This is a genomic window from Rhizobium hidalgonense (assembly GCF_005862185.2).
Classification (GTDB): Bacteria; Pseudomonadota; Alphaproteobacteria; order Rhizobiales; family Rhizobiaceae; genus Rhizobium; species Rhizobium hidalgonense.
In genome coordinates this window covers 1,330,115-1,347,811 of sequence record NZ_CP054027.1, presented here as the reverse complement: position 1 = coordinate 1,347,811, position 17,697 = coordinate 1,330,115, and the positions used below count along the sequence as shown (strand labels likewise).

Here is a 17,697-nt window from a genome sequence, read left to right as displayed (position 1 = left end):
GGCCGAAACGTTCTGCCGTGCAGCCCCTCAAACCGGCCCCGAAAACGTATCGCAAGCCGACAGCTGTCCGCTGTCGAACCCGCGCTTGAACCATCTGACGCGCTGTTGGGAGGTCCCGTGATTGAAACTCTCAGGGACCACGTAGCCCTGCGAGCGCTTCTGCAGCGTATCATCGCCGATCTGCTGGGCGGCGTTCAGCGCCTCCTCTAGGTCGCCGGCCTCCAGGATACCTTTCTGCTGGGTATACTTGCCCCAGATGCCGGCGAAGCAATCGGCCTGCAGCTCGACCCGCACAGACATCTTGTTGGCCTCTTCCTCGCTCATGCGCTGGCGGGCCTGGTTGAACTTCGGCAGGATGCCGAGCAGGTTCTGCACGTGATGACCGACCTCGTGGGCGACGACATAGGCCTCGGCGAAATCACCCGAGGCGCCGAACCGGTTGGAAAGTTCCTGGAAGAATTGGGTGTCGAGATAGAGCTTGTGGTCGCCGGGGCAGTAAAATGGCCCAGTGGCCGCCGACGCCGAACCGCAGGCCGATGCCGTCGAGCCAGAAAACAGCACGAGGCGCGGCTCTTCGTAAGTCCGGCCCTGCGCCTGGAAGATGCCCTGCCAGGTATCCTCGGTCTCGGCAAGCACCGTGCGCATGAAGGCGGTCATCTCGTCATTGGCCGGTGTGCGCGTGCCTTCGGACTGGCTCTGCTCGTAGCCGGGGCCGCTCGTCATGCCGCCGCCTTCGAGGACCTGCAGCAGATCGACGCCCATCATCTTGAAGATGAAATAGATGACGACAAGGAAGATGATCGTGCCGATGCTCAAGCCGCCGCCGGCGCGGCGAACGCCGCCGCCCGAAGGAAAGTTGAAGCCACCGCCGCGGCCGAAACCGCCGCCTGTGGGATCGCCGCGGCGATCCTCGACATTGTCGGACTGACGCCGGCCTCTCCATTCCATCTTCGTTCTCCCCGGCAATGCCTGTGCTTGCACTTTAGGAATCTATATATCCGTCGACGGGCGGAATTCCAGCGACTTCATCGGACAATCGGACCCCTGCCGCGAGCACCATGGACCGCTGCGGCGCCTTTCACGGCGAAACGACACGCTGGACGCGACGCCTGATCTCGGCATTGTCGCGCGAGGTGCCGGACAGAGCGACGGTTGGGTGTGCCCCAATAACCAGAGGCGCTGGCCTTCATCCCTGCGGGCAGAATGCCCCTGGCTCGCGACGGCGGGATTTGCGGCCTAAGCCTGTCGCCACGTTATCATCAACTGCGAATGCAGGATTCAGCGTTGCCGGCTGTGTTTTCCGAAGGCTTTGCTCACTGTCAACATGATCGCGTTTGCCGCCGACGCCAGTACGGAGGGTTTCCGAATGACCGGGGGCAGACCCATTTTCAATCGCTGTTGAGGCGCGAGCGACACGGTATCGACGAGGGTCCACGCATCACCGATAGCAACATCGACCAAGCCGAGATCTTCCGCCGCTTTGACTGCATCATCTTCTGCAAGGCCGACACCGGTTACGCGACCTCCCTGTGCGGCGATGGCGATCAAAAGCTTATCGATTTCCTGTGAATATGACACCTTGCGCCCCCCAGCACCTCACACCCAGAGCATCGACTATCAGCTTGTAAAGTGGGCGTAAATCGCGAATAGCACTGGTCGCAGCAAGAGCCCAAAAATGGTTTGCCGGGTAAAGACCAAGACCGACCGCGCCGTCATCATGCGGCGCCAACGCCGCCATCGCCAATCCGGCGCGTGGCGGCAAAATGCGGGTGCTGATCGAGCCTGACGGAAAATAGCCTGCCGCGCTATGTTGGATTCCTGTCGATTCCTCGATTTATGGGGTTCCGTTTGCAAATACATTTGCCTATAAGCCGCTTCTAGCCTGAAAAGACCCAGCACGCGCGACCCGACCCGGTGATCTCCCCACCTTGGCCGGCTTTCTGCGCAGCCAGAAAACGGAAGCACTCATGCCGAAGCGCCAAGACATCAAATCGATCCTCATCATCGGCGCGGGACCGATCGTCATTGGCCAGGCTTGCGAGTTCGATTATTCCGGCACCCAGGCCTGCAAGGCGCTGAAGGAGGAAGGCTACCGCGTCATCCTCGTCAATTCCAACCCGGCAACGATCATGACCGACCCGGGCCTCGCCGACGCCACCTATGTGGAGCCGATCACCCCTGAGGTCGTCGCCAAGATCATCGCCAAGGAGCGCCCGGACGCGCTGCTGCCGACTATGGGCGGCCAGACGGCTTTGAATACCGCCCTCTCCCTGAAGCGCATGGGCGTGCTCGACCGCTACAATGTCGAGATGATCGGCGCCAAACCTGCCGCCATCGACATGGCCGAGGACCGGGCGCTGTTTCGCGAGGCGATGGTCCGCATCGGGCTGGAAACGCCGCGCTCGATGCTGGCGAACGCCACCGACATCAAGGACCTCGATCGCAAGACGCACGAGGCCGAGCGCAACAAGTTGCGCGAAAGCCTCTCCGGATCCGACCTCGACAAGGCGCTCGACGAGCTGGAAAACCAGTGGAACCTCGGCGAGAGCGACCGCAAGCAGCGCTACATGAACCATGCCGTGGCGATCGCCGCCCAGGCGCTCGACCATGTCGGCCTGCCCGCCATCATCCGCCCCTCCTTCACCCTCGGCGGCACCGGCGGCGGCATTGCCTACAACCGCTCGGAATTCTTCGAGATCGTCGGCGGCGGCCTCGACGCGTCGCCGACCACCGAAGTGCTGATCGAAGAATCGGTGCTCGGCTGGAAGGAGTATGAGATGGAGGTCGTCCGCGACAAGGCGGACAACTGCATCATCATCTGCTCGATCGAAAACATCGACCCGATGGGCGTCCACACCGGCGATTCGATCACCGTCGCCCCGGCGCTGACGCTGACCGACAAGGAATACCAGATCATGCGCAACGCCTCGATCGCGGTGCTGCGCGAGATCGGGGTGGAGACCGGCGGCTCGAACGTCCAGTTCGCCGTCAATCCGAAAGACGGCCGTCTCGTCGTCATCGAAATGAACCCGCGTGTGTCGCGTTCGTCGGCGCTGGCCTCAAAGGCCACCGGCTTCCCGATCGCCAAGATCGCCGCCAAGCTCGCCATCGGTTATACGCTCGACGAATTGGACAACGACATTACCGGCGGCGCCACGCCGGCCTCCTTCGAACCGTCGATCGACTATGTCGTCACCAAGATCCCGCGTTTCGCCTTCGAGAAATTCCCCGGCGCCTCGCCGGTGCTGACGACAGCAATGAAATCCGTCGGCGAAGTCATGGCGATCGGCCGCACCTTCGCCGAATCGCTGCAAAAGGCGCTGCGCGGCCTCGAAACCGGCCTGACCGGCCTCGACGAGATCGAGATCCCCGACTCCGAGGAAGGCGAATCCAGCCACAACGCCATCCGCGCCGCCATCGGCACGCCGACGCCGGATCGCCTGCGCATGGTCGCCCAGGCACTGCGCATGGGCCTCAGCATCGAAGAGGTGCATGAGGGCTGCAAGATCGATCCGTGGTTCATCGCTGAGCTCAAGAACATTATCGACACTGAAGCCCGCATCCGCGAGCACGGCCTGCCTGAAGATGCCGCCAACCTGCGGATGCTAAAGGCTATGGGCTTTTCCGACGCCCGCCTGGCGACGCTGACCGGCAAGCGCCCCAAGCAGGTCGCCGAATTCCGTAACAGCCTGAACGTCCGCCCGGTCTTCAAGCGGATCGATACTTGTGCTGCCGAATTCGCCTCGCCGACCGCCTACATGTATTCGACCTATGAGACGCCCTTCGTCGGCGCTGCCCGCTCCGAGGCCGAAGTGTCCGACCGCAAGAAGGTCGTCATCCTCGGCGGCGGCCCGAACCGCATCGGCCAGGGCATCGAGTTCGATTATTGCTGCTGCCATGCCGCCTTCGCCCTGAAGGATGCTGGTTATGAAGCGATCATGATCAACTGCAATCCGGAAACCGTCTCGACCGATTACGACACATCAGACCGCCTCTACTTCGAGCCGCTGACGGCCGAAGACGTGATCGAGATCCTCCGCGCTGAGCAGGAAAAGGGCGAAGTCGTCGGCGTCATCGTCCAGTTCGGCGGACAGACGCCGCTGAAGCTCGCCGAGGCGCTCGAAAAGAACGGCATTCCGATCCTCGGCACCGCGCCCGATATGATCGATCTCGCCGAAGATCGCGACCGCTTCCAGAAGCTGTTGATGAAGCTCGATCTCAACCAGCCGAACAACGGCATCGCCTATTCGGTCGAGCAGGCCCGCCTGGTCGCCGCGGAAATCGGCTTCCCGCTGGTCGTGCGTCCCTCATACGTGCTCGGCGGCCGCGCCATGCAGATCCTGCATTCGGAAGGCCAGTTGCAGACCTACCTGCTCGACACAGTTCCGGAACTGGTGCCGGAGGACATCAAGCAGCGTTATCCCAACGACAAGACCGGCCAGATCAACACCCTGCTCGGCAAGAACCCGCTGCTCTTCGACAGCTACCTCAGCCATGCCATCGAAGTCGACGTCGACTGCCTCTCCGACGGCACCGACGTCTATGTCGCCGGCATCATGGAACATATCGAGGAAGCCGGCATCCATTCCGGCGATAGCGCCTGCTCGCTGCCGCCGCGCTCGCTGCCCGTCGAACTGCTCGACGAGTTGGAGCGCCAGGCAAAGGCAATGGCCAAGGCGCTCAATGTCGGCGGCCTGATGAACGTCCAGTTCGCCATCAAGGATGGCACCGTCTACGTTCTCGAAGTCAATCCACGCGCCTCGCGCACCGTGCCCTTCGTCGCCAAGACCATCGGCGCGCCGATCGCCAAGATCGCCGCCCGGGTGATGGCCGGCGAGAAGCTCGATGCGACCTTCGCCGCCTATGGTGAAAAGCCCGATCCGCGCCGGCTGAAGCACATCGCCGTCAAGGAAGCGGTCTTCCCCTTCGCCCGCTTCCCCGGCGTCGACACGCTGCTTGGCCCGGAAATGCGCTCGACCGGCGAAGTCATCGGCCTCGATACCGATTTCGCCCTGGCCTTCGCCAAATCACAGCTCGGCGCTGGCGTTGAGCTGCCGCGTGACGGCACGGTCTTCGTCTCCGTACGCGATGAAGACAAGTCGCGCGTGCTGCCGGCGATCCGCATCCTCGTCGAACAGGGCTTCAAGGTGCTGGCAACCGGCGGCACCGCCCGCTTCCTCGGCGAAAACGGCATCACCGCCACCAAGATCAACAAGGTGCTGGAAGGCCGTCCGCATATCGAGGACGCGATCCGCAACCGCCAGGTCCAGCTCGTCATCAACACCACCGACGGCAACAAGGCGATCTCGGATTCGAAGTCGCTGCGCCGCGCCACGCTGATGCAGAAGGTGCCCTACTACACGACGATGGCCGGCGCCGAAGCCGCCGCCCAGGCGATCAAGGCGCTGAAGGCGGGCAATCTCGAAGTGCGGCCGCTGCAGAGCTACTTCACCTGAGACAGCGCGCGATCAACGGTGCCATCGCTCGATGAGCGATGGCACCGGTCGTTCTGACCGAAGTGCCACAGTCCGGAATCAAACTATCCAATCGCTGTCATAAGCTGCTGTATATTCAGCATATCGTCGCGAAACCGCGCGAATTCCTCCGCCTTCAACCGCTCGTCTGGAATGCGCAGCAGATAGGACGGATGCACTGTCACAAACAGCGTCCGCCCGCCTTCCATCGCCATCGCCTGCCCACTGATATCCTGGAGACGCTGCTTCGCATCGGTCAGCGCCGCAAGCGCCGTCGCTCCCATGGCAACGATCAGCTTCGGTTTGACCAGTTGCATCTCCAGGTTCAGCCACCAGCGGCAATGTTTCACCTCGCCCATATTGGGCTTCTGGTGGATCCGGCGCTTGCCGCGCGGCTCATATTTGAAATGCTTGACGGCATTGGTGATGTAGAGCTTCGAGCGGTCGATGCCCGCTTCCGCGATCACCTGATCGAGCAGCCTGCCAGCCGGGCCGACGAAGGGTCGCCCGGCAATATCCTCCTGATCGCCCGGCTGCTCGCCGACGAACATCACCTGCGCATCGGGCGGCCCCTCCCCGAAGACTGTCTGGGTCGCATTGGCGTGAAGTGGACAGCGCGTGCAGATCGCGGCCTCCGCGCGCAGTGCATCGAGTGTGCCGGCGGGAGCCGCAGCTTCTGTAGGAAGATGGCGCGCGGCCTGCTGTAAGCGGTCGTGAAAAGGCAGCGATTGCGTCGCCTCGCGCGCCGCCATCTCACGCACCTTGCTCTCGGCCGATGCAATCAGCCCTGGAATGAGATCGGCCTCCGGCAGGTTCTTCCAGTATTTTTTCGGCATCTCCGCCTGCATCGCCTTCACCTTCAATCGCGCCGGATTGAAGATGCTGGCGTAATAGGTGCGCCAGAGTTCATCTGTGACATCGCTGAGATTGGGCTTTTCGCACGGCTCGTCCTTGATCGTCAGCCGCTCGCCGTCCCAGGCGGCAGAGCCCTTGGGCGTTGCAATCAGCCAATCCATGTCAGTGAAGCGCCGCTGGAAGAAGGGCGCCGTACGCCTGACGATATGGTGGTCCGGCTCGAACCAGGCAATGAATTTTCGACGCCCTGCGGCAGCCGCACCAGTCTCCTTAAAGCGGACGAAGGCCGTCATCTTGTGCGCGTCGCGCCGGACATTTTTCGCCATCAGCCGGGCACGCACGACATCCTCGTCGGAGGCCACTTCGAGCAGTTGCCGGTCGAGTTGCAGCCGCCAGAGGAGGCGATAAAGCAGGGAAAACCGCACCGGATCGGAATGGCAGAGAACCGTCTCAGCCAGCTCGACAAAGACGGGCGGCACCGTCATCGGCCTGCGTGTCGCCGCGGGTGCCGGCGGCATGGCGTCGCGTTGGAATGAAAGATCGGCCTCGGGGCTTTTTTCCCGCCAGTCGATCTCCTCGGGCAGGATGCCGGCGGCCGCAAGCGCACGCGCGGCGTCGCGCCACTCGGCAAGATCGCCCCGCCCGGCAAGTACGACCCGGCGCATCACAGTAACGACAATTGTTCGGGTTGCGGTTCGAACATGGCGCGAAGGTCCGGCCGGTCGATCAGCCGGCGCGGCGACCAGCCTTCCGCTGAGATGAAGGATTGGACTTTCCTGATCGAAATGCCGAGCCGCGAGAGATCGTCGAGCCGCAGGCGGTGAAATCGGCGGGCCGAAACGATCGCTTTGACCGTCTTGGTGCCGAGACCGGGCACACGCAGCAACCGTTCACGCTCCGCCCTGTTGATATCGACGGGAAACTCGGCGCGGTTGGAAAGCGCCCAGGCAAGTTTCGGATCGAGGTTCAGATCGAGCATGCCGCCCGTCTGGTTGGCGGTGATCTCGTCGATGCCGAAACCGTAGAAGCGATAGAGCCAGTCGGCCTGATAGAGCCGGTGTTCGCGCATCAGCGGCGGCTTGATCAGCGGCAGGTTTTTCGACGAATCCGGGATCGGGCTGAAGGCGGAATAATAGATGCGCTTCAGGCCGTAGCTGCTGTAGAGCCGTCCGCTAGTGGCAAGGATCGTCGCGTCGTTGGCGCCATCGGCGCCGACGATCATCTGCGTGCTTTGGCCGGCGGGCACGAATCGCTGACGCTTCTTGGTCCGCAGCGTCGGTTCGCCGGCCGCCTCGATCTTTAGCCTCAGATCGCCCATCGATCGCCGGATATTGGCGGGTTTCTTTTCCGGCGCGAAGCGGCTGATGCCGGTATCCGTCGGCAATTCGATATTGAGGGACAGCCTGTCTGCATAAAGTCCCGCCTCCTCGATCAGACGCGGCGACGCCTCGGGGATCGACTTGAGATGGATATAACCGCGAAAATTATGCGTCACCCGCAATTCGCGGACGATGCGGACCATCTCTTCCATCGTGTAATCGGACGAGCGAATAATGCCCGAGGATAGGAACAGCCCTTCGATATAGTTGCGGCGATAGAATTCCAGCGTCAACCAGACCACTTCTTCCGGCGTAAAACGCGCCCGTTCGACATTGCTCGACGAACGATTGACGCAATAGGCGCAGTCGTAAATGCAGAAATTCGTCAGCAATATTTTGAGAAGCGAAATGCACCGCCCATCCGGCGCATAGGCATGACAGATGCCGGACCCCTCGGTCGAGCCGAGCCCGCCGCTTGCGCCGGAATCACGTTTCACCGTGCCACTGGAGGCGCAGGAAGCGTCATATTTGGCGGCGTCGGAAAGGATGGCCAAGCGTTCTGTTAGCGACTTCTTCATTAGTGTGTTCACTATATGTTCCGCACCGCAAAGTCAATCACGGCGATCCCGCCTTTGCCCATTTTTACGGCGCGCGACCCGCTATTGCGGCGGCTTGCGTTTCGTCTATGCGAATTTTCTGGAAATCGGCCTTGCCGATCTGCTATAAGCACTTAACTAGAATTGTGGCACGGTTCCGAAGCTCCCCTTCGGGACCTGTTTTCTTTTGTGTCCGCGCCTGATTGCGCGAACATAAGGAGTGAAGGACAGAGAAATGGTTGAAAAGGTACCGATGACACCGGGTGGTTTCGTCAAGCTGCAGGAAGAACTGCGCTGGCGTCAGCAGGAGGAGCGCCCGCGAATCATCGAGGCGATCGCCGAAGCCCGTGCTCATGGCGACCTTTCCGAAAACGCCGAATACCACGCCGCCAAGGAAGCCCAGAGCCACAATGAAGGCCGCATCAGCGAGCTGGAAGACCTGACGGCGCGCGCCGAGGTCATCGATCTCACCAAGATGTCGGGCGACAAGATCAAGTTCGGCGCCAAGGTGAAGCTTGTCGACGAGGACACCGAGGAAGAAAAGACCTATCAGATCGTCGGCGACCAGGAAGCCGACGTCAAGGCCGGCCGCATCTCCATTTCCTCGCCGATCGCCCGCGCGCTGATCGGCAAGGAAGTTGGCGATTCCATCGAGGTCAATGCGCCCGGTGGTTCCAAGGCCTACGAAATCCTCCAGGTTTCCTGGGGCTGATCGCCCACCAGAGATCCATCCATTGCCGGACATTCGTGACGTCGAGATCATCGCGCCCAATTTCAAGCGCCGGCTCTCCGGCGTCACGTCGACCATCATCCAGCTCATCCCATGCCAGGTCCGCCTCGGTTTCAGGATCGCCACGCTTGGCCCCGGCTTGCCGCAGGGTCTGCCGGAACTGAAGTGGCCGCAGCTCGCCGGCCTCTGGCGTCCGCCGGCGCGCCGGCGCCAGCGTGTCTGGCACGCCCGCCGCAACAATGAGATGGCCGTCGGCATCCTGCTTCGCCATCTCCTGCGCATGCCATTAAAGCTGCTTTTCACCTCGGCCGCGCAACGCCGCCACACTGCCTATACGAAATGGCTGATCCGCCGCATGGACGCGGTGATCGCAACCAGCGACCGTTCCGGTTCGTTCCTTGAGGTGCCGCATACGGTCATCCAGCACGGCGTCGACCTTTCCCTGTTCCACCCACCGGAAACCGCAGAGGACGGCATTGCCGCCAGCGGCCTGCCCGGCCGCTATCTCGTCGGCTGTTTCGGCCGCGTACGCCATCAGAAGGGCACCGATCTTTTCGTCCAAGCAATGATCGAATTGCTGCCGCAGCACCCGGAATGGACGGCGGTCGTCTCCGGCCGCGTGACGGCCGAGCACGCTGCCTTCGGCGAAAAGCTCAAGGCCGATGTCGCCGCCGCCGGGCTCGGTGACCGTATCGTCTTCCTTGGCGAAGTGCCCGATATCAAGGTCTGGTATCGCCGCCTGACGCTTTACGTCGCCCCTTCCCGTAACGAGGGTTTCGGCCTGACGCCACTCGAAGCCATGGCCTCGCGGACCGCCGTGGTGGCATCGGATGCGGGGGCCTATGCCGAACTGATCGCCGAGGGCGAGACCGGCGCGGTCGTCGTCGCCGGCGACGGCGAGGCGCTGACGCGGGCAATCGCCCCCTATATCGCAGAGCCCGCGCTGGCGATTGCGCATGGCGAGAATGCGCTGCGGCATGTCAGGGCAAATTTTGCGCTGGAAAAAGAAGCAAACGCGATCGGCGCCGTTTACACCAGGCTTCTCAGCGACAACCGCGGCTAACGCCGAAAAGAGAAGCGGCCCGTTTCGGAACGAGCCGCCGCAAGATTTCTTAATGATGACCAATCCGGCCGATTACTCCGCCGGCTGAAGCCCGGCAGCCGGAGCGCCCTCTTCTGCCTGGCCGCCCAGCGCTCTGGCAAGCTGGGCCGTATCCAGCTCGTTTTCCCAGCGCGCGACAACGATCGTCGCGACCGCATTGCCGACGAGGTTGGTCAGCGCCCGGCATTCCGACATGAAGCGGTCGATGCCGAGGATGAGCGCCATGCCGGCGACCGGCACAGAGGGCACGACGGAGAGCGTTGCGGCCAGCGTGATGAAGCCAGCGCCGGTGATGCCAGCGGCACCCTTGGAGCTCAGCATCGCCACCAGCAGCAGCAGGATTTGGTCGCCCCAGGAGAGATTGATGCCGGTTGCTTGGGCAATGAACAGCGCCGCCAGCGTCATGTAGATGTTGGTGCCGTCGAGATTGAAGGAATAGCCTGTGGGGATGACGAGGCCAACGACCGAGCGTTTGCAGCCGGCCTTTTCCATCTTGTTCATCAGCCCGGGAAGTGCGGCCTCCGAAGACGAGGTGCCGAGAACCAGGAGCAGCTCTTCCTTGATGTAGCGCAGCAGCGCCAGGATCGAGAAGCCGTTGTAGCGGGCGACGGCGCCGAGAACGACGAGGACGAAGAGCAGCGAAGTGATGTAGAAGGTGCCGATCAGCATGGCGAGATTGGCAATTGATCCGATGCCATACTTGCCGATGGTGAAGGCCATGGCGCCGAAAGCGCCGATCGGGGCGGCTTTCATCAGGATGGCGACCAGCTTGAAGACCGGAGCCGTCAGGGCATTGAGGAAGCCGACCACCTGTTCGCCCTTTTCGCCGACCATGGCGAGCGCGATGCCGAACAGCACCGAGAAGAACAGCACCTGCAGAATGTCGCCATCGGCAAAGGCGCCGACGATCGTCGTCGGGATGATGTTGGTGAGGAAGCCGACGATGCTCTGCTCATGAGCCTTCGAGGCATAGCTGGCCACCGCGGTAGGATCGAGCGAAGCCGGATCGATATTCATGCCGGCGCCGGGCTGAACGACATTGGCGACGATCATGCCGATGACGAGCGCCAGCGTCGAGAAGGTCAGGAAGTAAAGCATCGCCTTGCCGGCGACGCGGCCGACCTTTTTCAGGTCGCTCATGCCGGCAATGCCGGTCGCAACCGTCAGGAAGATGACCGGCGCAATGATCATCTTGACGAGCTTGATGAAGGCATCGCCGAGCGGCTTCAATTGCGCGCCGAGTTCGGGGTAGAAATGGCCGAGCAGGATGCCGGCGGCGATGGCCGCGAGAACCTGGACGTAAAGATGGGAATAAAAGGGCTTCTTGCCCTTGCTGTCTGCGACTGCATCGAATGGTGCTGCGATCATGTTATCCTCCTAAGGGCCCGTCCGGAAAGAACTCCGGCCTCCCGAGCCGTTCGCTTCACTCCAACAGCTCAGCCGTTGTTGCCATCTCCCTCGCAATCACCGTGCCAGTTTCGGCGATCCACATTAAACAATTGATTTTACTAAATAAAAACCTTCAGACGTCGTCAGCAGCTCGCTGAGGAATGCGGAAATCCGCACAAATCCATTTGCATACCGTGCAGAAAAATGCACAAATCCGCCATGTCCTTGTCCCTATCGCCGCTGTGGTCTTCCCTGCCCCTGCAGCACCGCATCCGCCGGATGTGGTGGGCCTTTGCGGCAATCGCGCTTGTCGCCGTCGCAGCAAGCCTGTGGGCCGGCGGCGAAATCGGCCGCTACCGGGCCGAGACCGCCCTCGAAGAGCAGGCGCGCACGGATGCAAGGCTGAATGCGGCATTGCTGCGCACAGTTCTCGAAAAATACCGGGCGCTGCCCTTCGTGCTGTCGCAGGACGCGGCACTCACCGCGGCACTGGCGGGAAACGATGCGGGGACCTTCGAGCGCCTCAGTCAGAAGCTGGAGACGCTGGCGGCGGGTACGAAGGCTGCGGTCATCTATGTCATCGACAAGGACGGCATGGCGGTTTCGGCCAGCAACTGGCACGAACCGACGAGCTTCGTCGGCAATGACTATCGCTTCCGGGAATATTTTCAGGGGGCGGTCGCGCAAGGACAGGCCGAGCACTTCGCGCTCGGCACCGTCAGCAAGAAACCCGGCCTCTATATTTCCGAGCGGATATCAGGCAGCAGCGGGCTGCTGGGCGTCGTCGTGGTCAAGGTTGAATTCGACGACGTCGAGGCGGATTGGAATGCCTCGGACGCGCCGTCCTACGTCATCGACGATCGCGGCATCGTCCTCATCACCAGCATTCCCTCGTGGCGGTTCATGACGATCGGCCGGATCGCCGACGACCGGCTGACGGCGATCCGCGAAAGCCTGCAATTCGGCGATGCGCCGCTTCAGCCGCTGCCGCTCGATACGGTCCGGAGCCTCGGCGACAGGCTCGATGTCGTCGAGATCGTCATGCCGGGCGGCGCCGGGAAAACCAGGTTTCTCGATGTCGGGATGCCGGTTCCCGCCACAGCATGGCATTTGCAGCACCTAGTGGCGCTGGGGCCGTCCGTTGATGCCGGCATTCGCGAAGCCCGAATGCTGGCATTGCTCATGCTTCTGCCCCTGTTGTCAGTCGCAGCCTTCCTATTGCGCCGCCGCCAGGTGGTCACCCTCAAAATTTTCAGGCAACAGCAGGCGCGAGAGGAACTGGAACGGCGCGTGGCCGAGCGGACCCTGGATCTCAGCCAGGCCCGCGACCGGCTGCAGGCGGAAATCACGGGTCACAGAAGCACGGAGCAGAAGCTGCAGGCGGTGCAGCAGGATCTTGTGCAGGCCAACCGGCTGGCAATCCTCGGTCAGGTGGCCGCCGGCGTCGCCCATGAGATCAATCAGCCGGTCGCAACCATCCGCGCCTATGCGGATAATGCCCGCACCTTCCTCGATCGCGGCCAGACGGCGCCTGCCGGTGAAAATCTCGAAAGCATCGCGGCGCTGACAGAACGCATCGGCTCGATCACCGAGGAGTTGAAGACCTTTGCCCGAAAGGGCCGCGGCAACGCCGAACCGACGGGATTGAAAGACGTCATCGAAGGCGCGGTGATGCTGTTGCGCAGCCGGTTTGCCGGCCGCATGGATACGCTCGACATCGCCCTGCCGCCGGCCGAACTGCAGGTCATGGGAAACCGGATCCGTCTCGAGCAGGTGCTCATCAATCTGCTTCAGAATGCGCTCGAAGCGGTGGCGCCGAAGGCCGATGAGGCGCGCGTCGAGGTCAGGATATCAATCGATGTGGAGATGGTGACCCTGACGGTCGCCGACAACGGCCCGGGCATTTCCCCCGAGATCCGCAAGGGCCTATTCACGCCGTTCAACACTTCGAAGGAAAGCGGTCTCGGCCTGGGGCTGGTCATCTCCAAGGATATCGTCGGCGACTACGGCGGCCGGATGGAGGTTGAGAGCGACGACAGGGGTACCCGATCCATGGTTCATCTGAAGAAAGTTTGAGATCATGGCCACACCGATGCCCGTTGCGCTGATCGACGACGACAAGGATTTGCGCCGCGCCACGGCCCAGACGCTCGAACTCGCCGGATTTTCCGTTTCGGCCTATGACGGTGCGAAAGCTGCGCTGGCCGACCTGCCGCTGGACTTTGCCGGCCCCGTCGTCACCGATATCCGCATGCCTGAAATCGACGGGCTGCAGCTGTTCGCCACGCTCAAGGGCATGGATGCCGACCTTCCGGTGATTTTGATGACCGGCCATGGGGATATTCCGATGGCCGTTCAGGCGATCCAGGACGGCGCCTATGATTTCATCGCCAAACCGTTTGCGGCGGACCGGCTCGTCCAGAGCGTGCGTCGCGCCAGCGAGAAGCGGCAGCTCATCCTGGAAAACCGCATGCTGCGCAAGGCTGCCGAAGATGCGCAGGAGAATTCGCCGCTGATCGGCCAGACGCCGGTCATGGAAAACTTGAGAAAGATCCTTCGCCACATCGCCGATACCGACGTGGACGTGCTCGTTGCCGGCGAGACGGGCAGCGGCAAGGAAGTGGTCGCTCAGATCCTGCATCAATGGAGCCACCGCCGGAAGGGCAATTTCGTGGCGCTGAACTGCGGGGCGCTCCCCGAAACCGTGATCGAAAGCGAACTATTCGGCCACGAGGCCGGCGCCTTTACCGGCGCCCAAAAGCGCCGCACCGGCCGCATCGAACATGCTAGTGGCGGCACGCTTTTCCTCGACGAGATCGAGAGCATGCCTGTCGCCACCCAGGTCAAGATGCTGAGGGTGCTGGAAATGCGCGAAATCACCCCGCTCGGCACCAACGAGGTGCGCCCGGTCGATCTGCGCGTCGTCGCAGCCGCCAAGATCGACCTCGGCGATCCCGAACTGCGCGGCGATTTTCGCGAGGATCTCTATTACCGGCTGAATGTGGTGACGATTTCCATTCCGCCGCTTCGGGAGCGACGCGACGATATTCCGCTGCTGTTTTCCCATTTCGCCGCCCGCGCCGCCGAGCGCTTCCGCCGCGATGTACCTGAGCTTTCGCCAGAGGTGCGTCGGCACTTTGCCTCGCACGCATGGCCGGGCAATGTCCGCGAACTCTCCCATTATGCCGAACGCGTGGTGCTGGGCGTCGAAGGCGGCGGAGCAGAACTCGCCCCCCCGCAGCCGACAGGCGGCACGCTGCCCGAACGGCTGGAACGCTACGAGGCGGAGGTCATCCGCGATGCGCTCACGGCCAATGACGGCGACGTGCGCCGCACAATCGAGGCGCTCGGCATTCCGAGAAAGACCTTTTACGACAAGCTCCAGCGCCACGGCATCAACCGCGGCGGCTATATTCAGCGAAAATAACCGGCTTTAAACTTCCACCAATCCGAGCTTCTTCACCTGGCGGATCGTCAGCATGGTGCGCACGGTATCGACATGTTCGTTCGCCGTCAGCACCTCGATGACGAAATCCTGGAAGTGGGTGAGATTTTCGGCCACGCAATGCAACAGGAAATCGCTGTCGCCCGAGACCATCCAGGCCTGGCGCACCAGCGGCCACTCGGTGGTGGCGGCGGCGAATGATTTGAGATTGCCTTCCGACTGGTGTTTGAGGCCGACCATGCAGAAAGCGACCAGATCGAAGCCCAGCCTCGGGCTGTTCAGCATCGCGTGGTAGCCCTCGATGATGCCGGCTTCCTCGAGCTTTCGCACCCGGCGCAGGCAGGGCGGCGCCGAGATGCCGACGCGATCGGCAAGCTCCACATTGGTCATGCGGCCGTCGGCCTGCAGCTCCCGGAGGATCTTTATGTCGATGACGTCGAGCTCGGCGCGACCCACATCATTGCCTTTCTTTAATTCTCCGCGGGGAGCTTCTATATAAAGCCGCGGAATACGCAAGAATGTTTCACGCCGATGACGGATTCTTGCACATCCGGGTGATTTGCCTTGTTGGTAACGCAAGGCTGCCCTTGAATAAAAGCATTGGACGTTCATAAATGGCGCGTGGACCGCGAACGGCGCAATCGCCACTGAGCCGCCGCCTCCTGCCCAGTCGAAAGGAAATGACATGCCCGCCCGCCACACCAAGGTGCTCATCATCGGTTCCGGACCCGCAGGCTATACCGCCGCGGTCTATGCCGCGCGCGCCATGCTGAAGCCGGTTCTGATCGCCGGGCTCGAACAGGGCGGCCAGTTGATGATTACCACCGATGTCGAAAATTATCCGGGCTTTGCCGATCCGATCCAGGGTCCCTGGCTGATGGAACAGATGCTGCAGCAGGCAAAACATGTCGGCGCTGAGATCGTCAACGACCTCGTGACCGAAGTCGACATGAACCAGCGTCCCTTCGTCGCCCGTACCGACAGCGGCCAGGTCTGGACCGCTGATACGCTGATCATCGCTACCGGCGCCAAGGCCAAGTGGCTCGGCATCGAGAGCGAGCAGCATTTCCAGGGTTTTGGCGTTTCGGCCTGCGCCACCTGCGACGGTTTCTTCTATCGCAACAAGGATGTGATCGTGGTCGGCGGCGGCAACAGCGCCGTCGAGGAAGCCCTCTATCTCTCCAACATCGCCAAGTCGGTCACATTGGTGCATCGCCGCGATTTCTTCCGGGCTGAGAAGATCCTGCAGGAGCGCCTGTTCGCCAAGGAAAACGTCAAGGTGCTGTGGAACAGCGAAATTGCCGAAATCACCGGCACGCCGGCCAAGCCGCCAATGCCGCAATCCGTGACTGGCGCGCGCCTGCGCGACGTCAGAACCGGGGCGATCACCGAGATGCCGATCGACGGCGTCTTCGTCGCCATCGGCCATGCGCCGGCCACCGAGCTATTCAAGGACAAACTGAAGCTGAAGGACAATGGCTATCTCTGGACGGCGCCGGATTCGACCGCGACCAGTCTGGAGGGGGTCTATGCCGCCGGCGACGTGACCGACGATACATTCCGCCAGGCGATCACTGCCGCCGGCCTGGGGTGCATGGCAGCGCTTGAAGCCGAGCGATATCTGACGGGCCACATGCCCGTCGCCGTGGCCGCGGAGTAAGATCGGCATGAGGGGTGGGGGAATGCCATTGGATTGGGACAAGCTGCGTATCTTTCACGCAGCTGCCGAGGCGGGCTCGTTTACGCATGCGGCGGACAAACTGCATCTGTCCCAATCCGCCATCAGCCGCCAGGTCAGCGCGCTGGAGCAGGATGTCGGCACCAAGCTGTTTCACCGCCACGCGCGCGGCCTGATCCTGACGGAACAGGGCGAACTGCTTTACCGCACCGCCCATGACGTGCTGCTAAAGCTCGAAACCGTGAAGATGCAGCTCACCGAGACGAATGAGACGCCGTCCGGCAAGCTGCGCGTCACCACCACGGTCGGCCTCGGCCAGGGCTGGCTGACCGACAAGATCCAGGAATTCCTCCAGCTTTATCCCGATGTGCAGATCCAGCTGATCCTCGACAATGAGGAAGTGGATGTGAACATGCGCCATGCCGACTGCGCAATCCGACTGCGCCAGCCGCAGCAGTCCGACCTTATCCAGCGCAAGCTCTTCACCGTGCACATGCACGTCTATGCCGCTCCCTCCTACATCAACCGCCATGGCGAGCCACAGAAGATAGAGGATCTCGACAGTCATCGAATCATCACCTTCGGCGAGCCGGCGCCGAGCTATCTGCTCGATGTTAACTGGCTTGAGGTCGCCGGCCGCTCATCGGACAACAAACGCATCCCGCATCTGCAGATCAACAGCCAGACTTCGATCAAGCGCGCCGCGCTGCTCGGAATCGGCGTCGCCTGCCTGCCGGATTACATCGTCGGCCGCGATCCAGGCCTGATTCAGCTGGCGATCAATGCCGACGTCCCCTCTTTCGACACCTATTTTTGCTATCCGGACGAGATCAAGAACGCCGCCAAGCTGAAAGCTTTTCGTGATTTCATCGTCAGCAAGGCGAGAAACTGGAATTTTTAAGCCAGTTTTATGGAATGCTTTCCATACCATGCGGTGAGTGCATGACTGGCATGCACAAATGAGGGTTGCCGTTTGCCCATTAAACCACCATATCGCACATAGCTGATGCACATGGTGGCTTTTCCTCCCAGTTCCACCGCATTAGCTGTTCCCCTCTGGAGGTTTTTGACCTTCACACTTAAAAGGGCCCTGGTTTTCCAGCGGCCCT

13 protein-coding genes are annotated in these 17,697 nt (G+C 61.9%); 7 read left to right on the top strand and 6 right to left on the bottom strand.

From position 1 onward, the window contains the following. Positions 1-27: 27 nt before the first annotated feature. Together ypfJ and FFM81_RS06295 are read right to left on the bottom strand one after the other, a co-directional pair. Positions 28-948 carry a KPN_02809 family neutral zinc metallopeptidase gene (ypfJ, locus tag FFM81_RS06300; RefSeq protein ID WP_003565398.1) on the bottom strand — a complete coding sequence of 307 codons (921 nt, stop codon included), beginning with the start codon at positions 946-948 and terminating at the stop codon, positions 28-30. A gap of 330 nt (positions 949-1,278) precedes the next feature. Next, positions 1,279-1,548, bottom strand: a complete 270-nt coding sequence (locus FFM81_RS06295) for a hypothetical protein (RefSeq protein WP_138384999.1) — start codon at positions 1,546-1,548, stop codon at positions 1,279-1,281. A 419-nt stretch (positions 1,549-1,967) separates the two neighbouring features. Here FFM81_RS06295 and carB point away from each other — a divergent pair, with 419 nt between their 5' ends. Continuing rightward, positions 1,968-5,456, top strand: a complete 3,489-nt coding sequence (gene carB / locus FFM81_RS06290) for a carbamoyl-phosphate synthase large subunit (RefSeq protein WP_003565402.1) — start codon at positions 1,968-1,970, stop codon at positions 5,454-5,456. Positions 5,457-5,539: 83 nt separating this feature from the next. Here carB and FFM81_RS06285 read toward each other — a convergent pair whose 3' ends face one another. Both FFM81_RS06285 and FFM81_RS06280 read right to left on the bottom strand, forming a co-directional pair. Beyond that, entirely contained in the window at positions 5,540-6,994 is a 1,455-nt protein-coding gene (locus FFM81_RS06285) for a UdgX family uracil-DNA binding protein (RefSeq protein ID WP_138384998.1), read from the bottom strand. Further along, positions 6,994-8,226 (bottom strand): putative DNA modification/repair radical SAM protein, encoded by a 1,233-nt coding sequence (locus tag FFM81_RS06280; protein ID WP_037091464.1) that lies wholly within the window; start codon positions 8,224-8,226, stop codon positions 6,994-6,996. Before FFM81_RS06280 ends, FFM81_RS06285 begins: the two co-directional genes overlap by 1 nt. A gap of 253 nt (positions 8,227-8,479) precedes the next feature. Between FFM81_RS06280 and greA the strand changes: the two genes are divergently transcribed. Further along, positions 8,480-8,956 carry a transcription elongation factor GreA gene (gene greA / locus FFM81_RS06275; protein ID WP_003565408.1) on the top strand — a complete coding sequence of 159 codons (477 nt, stop codon included), beginning with the start codon at positions 8,480-8,482 and terminating at the stop codon, positions 8,954-8,956. Between the two features lie 22 nt (positions 8,957-8,978). Continuing rightward, positions 8,979-10,037 (top strand): glycosyltransferase family 4 protein, encoded by a 1,059-nt coding sequence (locus tag FFM81_RS06270; protein WP_003565410.1) that lies wholly within the window; start codon positions 8,979-8,981, stop codon positions 10,035-10,037. A 72-nt stretch (positions 10,038-10,109) separates the two neighbouring features. On the opposite strand, the gene FFM81_RS06265 is transcribed toward FFM81_RS06270, so the two are convergent. Continuing rightward, positions 10,110-11,444 (bottom strand): dicarboxylate/amino acid:cation symporter, encoded by a 1,335-nt coding sequence (locus tag FFM81_RS06265; RefSeq protein WP_003565412.1) that lies wholly within the window; start codon positions 11,442-11,444, stop codon positions 10,110-10,112. Between the two features lie 225 nt (positions 11,445-11,669). Between FFM81_RS06265 and FFM81_RS06260 the strand changes: the two genes are divergently transcribed. Together FFM81_RS06260 and FFM81_RS06255 are read left to right on the top strand one after the other, a co-directional pair. Continuing rightward, positions 11,670-13,541 carry a sensor histidine kinase gene (locus FFM81_RS06260; RefSeq protein ID WP_138384997.1) on the top strand — a complete coding sequence of 624 codons (1,872 nt, stop codon included), beginning with the start codon at positions 11,670-11,672 and terminating at the stop codon, positions 13,539-13,541. Positions 13,542-13,545: 4 nt separating this feature from the next. Continuing rightward, positions 13,546-14,892 carry a sigma-54-dependent transcriptional regulator gene (locus FFM81_RS06255; RefSeq protein WP_138384996.1) on the top strand — a complete coding sequence of 449 codons (1,347 nt, stop codon included), beginning with the start codon at positions 13,546-13,548 and terminating at the stop codon, positions 14,890-14,892. Between the two features lie 6 nt (positions 14,893-14,898). On the opposite strand, the gene FFM81_RS06250 is transcribed toward FFM81_RS06255, so the two are convergent. Next, positions 14,899-15,366, bottom strand: coding sequence for an Lrp/AsnC family transcriptional regulator (locus FFM81_RS06250; protein ID WP_003565418.1), 468 nt, complete (start codon positions 15,364-15,366; stop codon positions 14,899-14,901). 229 nt (positions 15,367-15,595) lie between these two features. On the opposite strand from FFM81_RS06250, the gene trxB reads away from it, so the two are divergent. After that, the gene (gene trxB / locus FFM81_RS06245) at positions 15,596-16,570 is read left to right on the top strand and encodes a thioredoxin-disulfide reductase (RefSeq protein WP_025416713.1); all 975 of its coding nucleotides are present in this window, start codon (positions 15,596-15,598) and stop codon (positions 16,568-16,570) included. 22 nt (positions 16,571-16,592) lie between these two features. Next, positions 16,593-17,489, top strand: coding sequence for a LysR family transcriptional regulator VtlR (locus tag FFM81_RS06240; RefSeq protein WP_003565421.1), 897 nt, complete (start codon positions 16,593-16,595; stop codon positions 17,487-17,489). Positions 17,490-17,697: the final 208 nt, after the last annotated feature.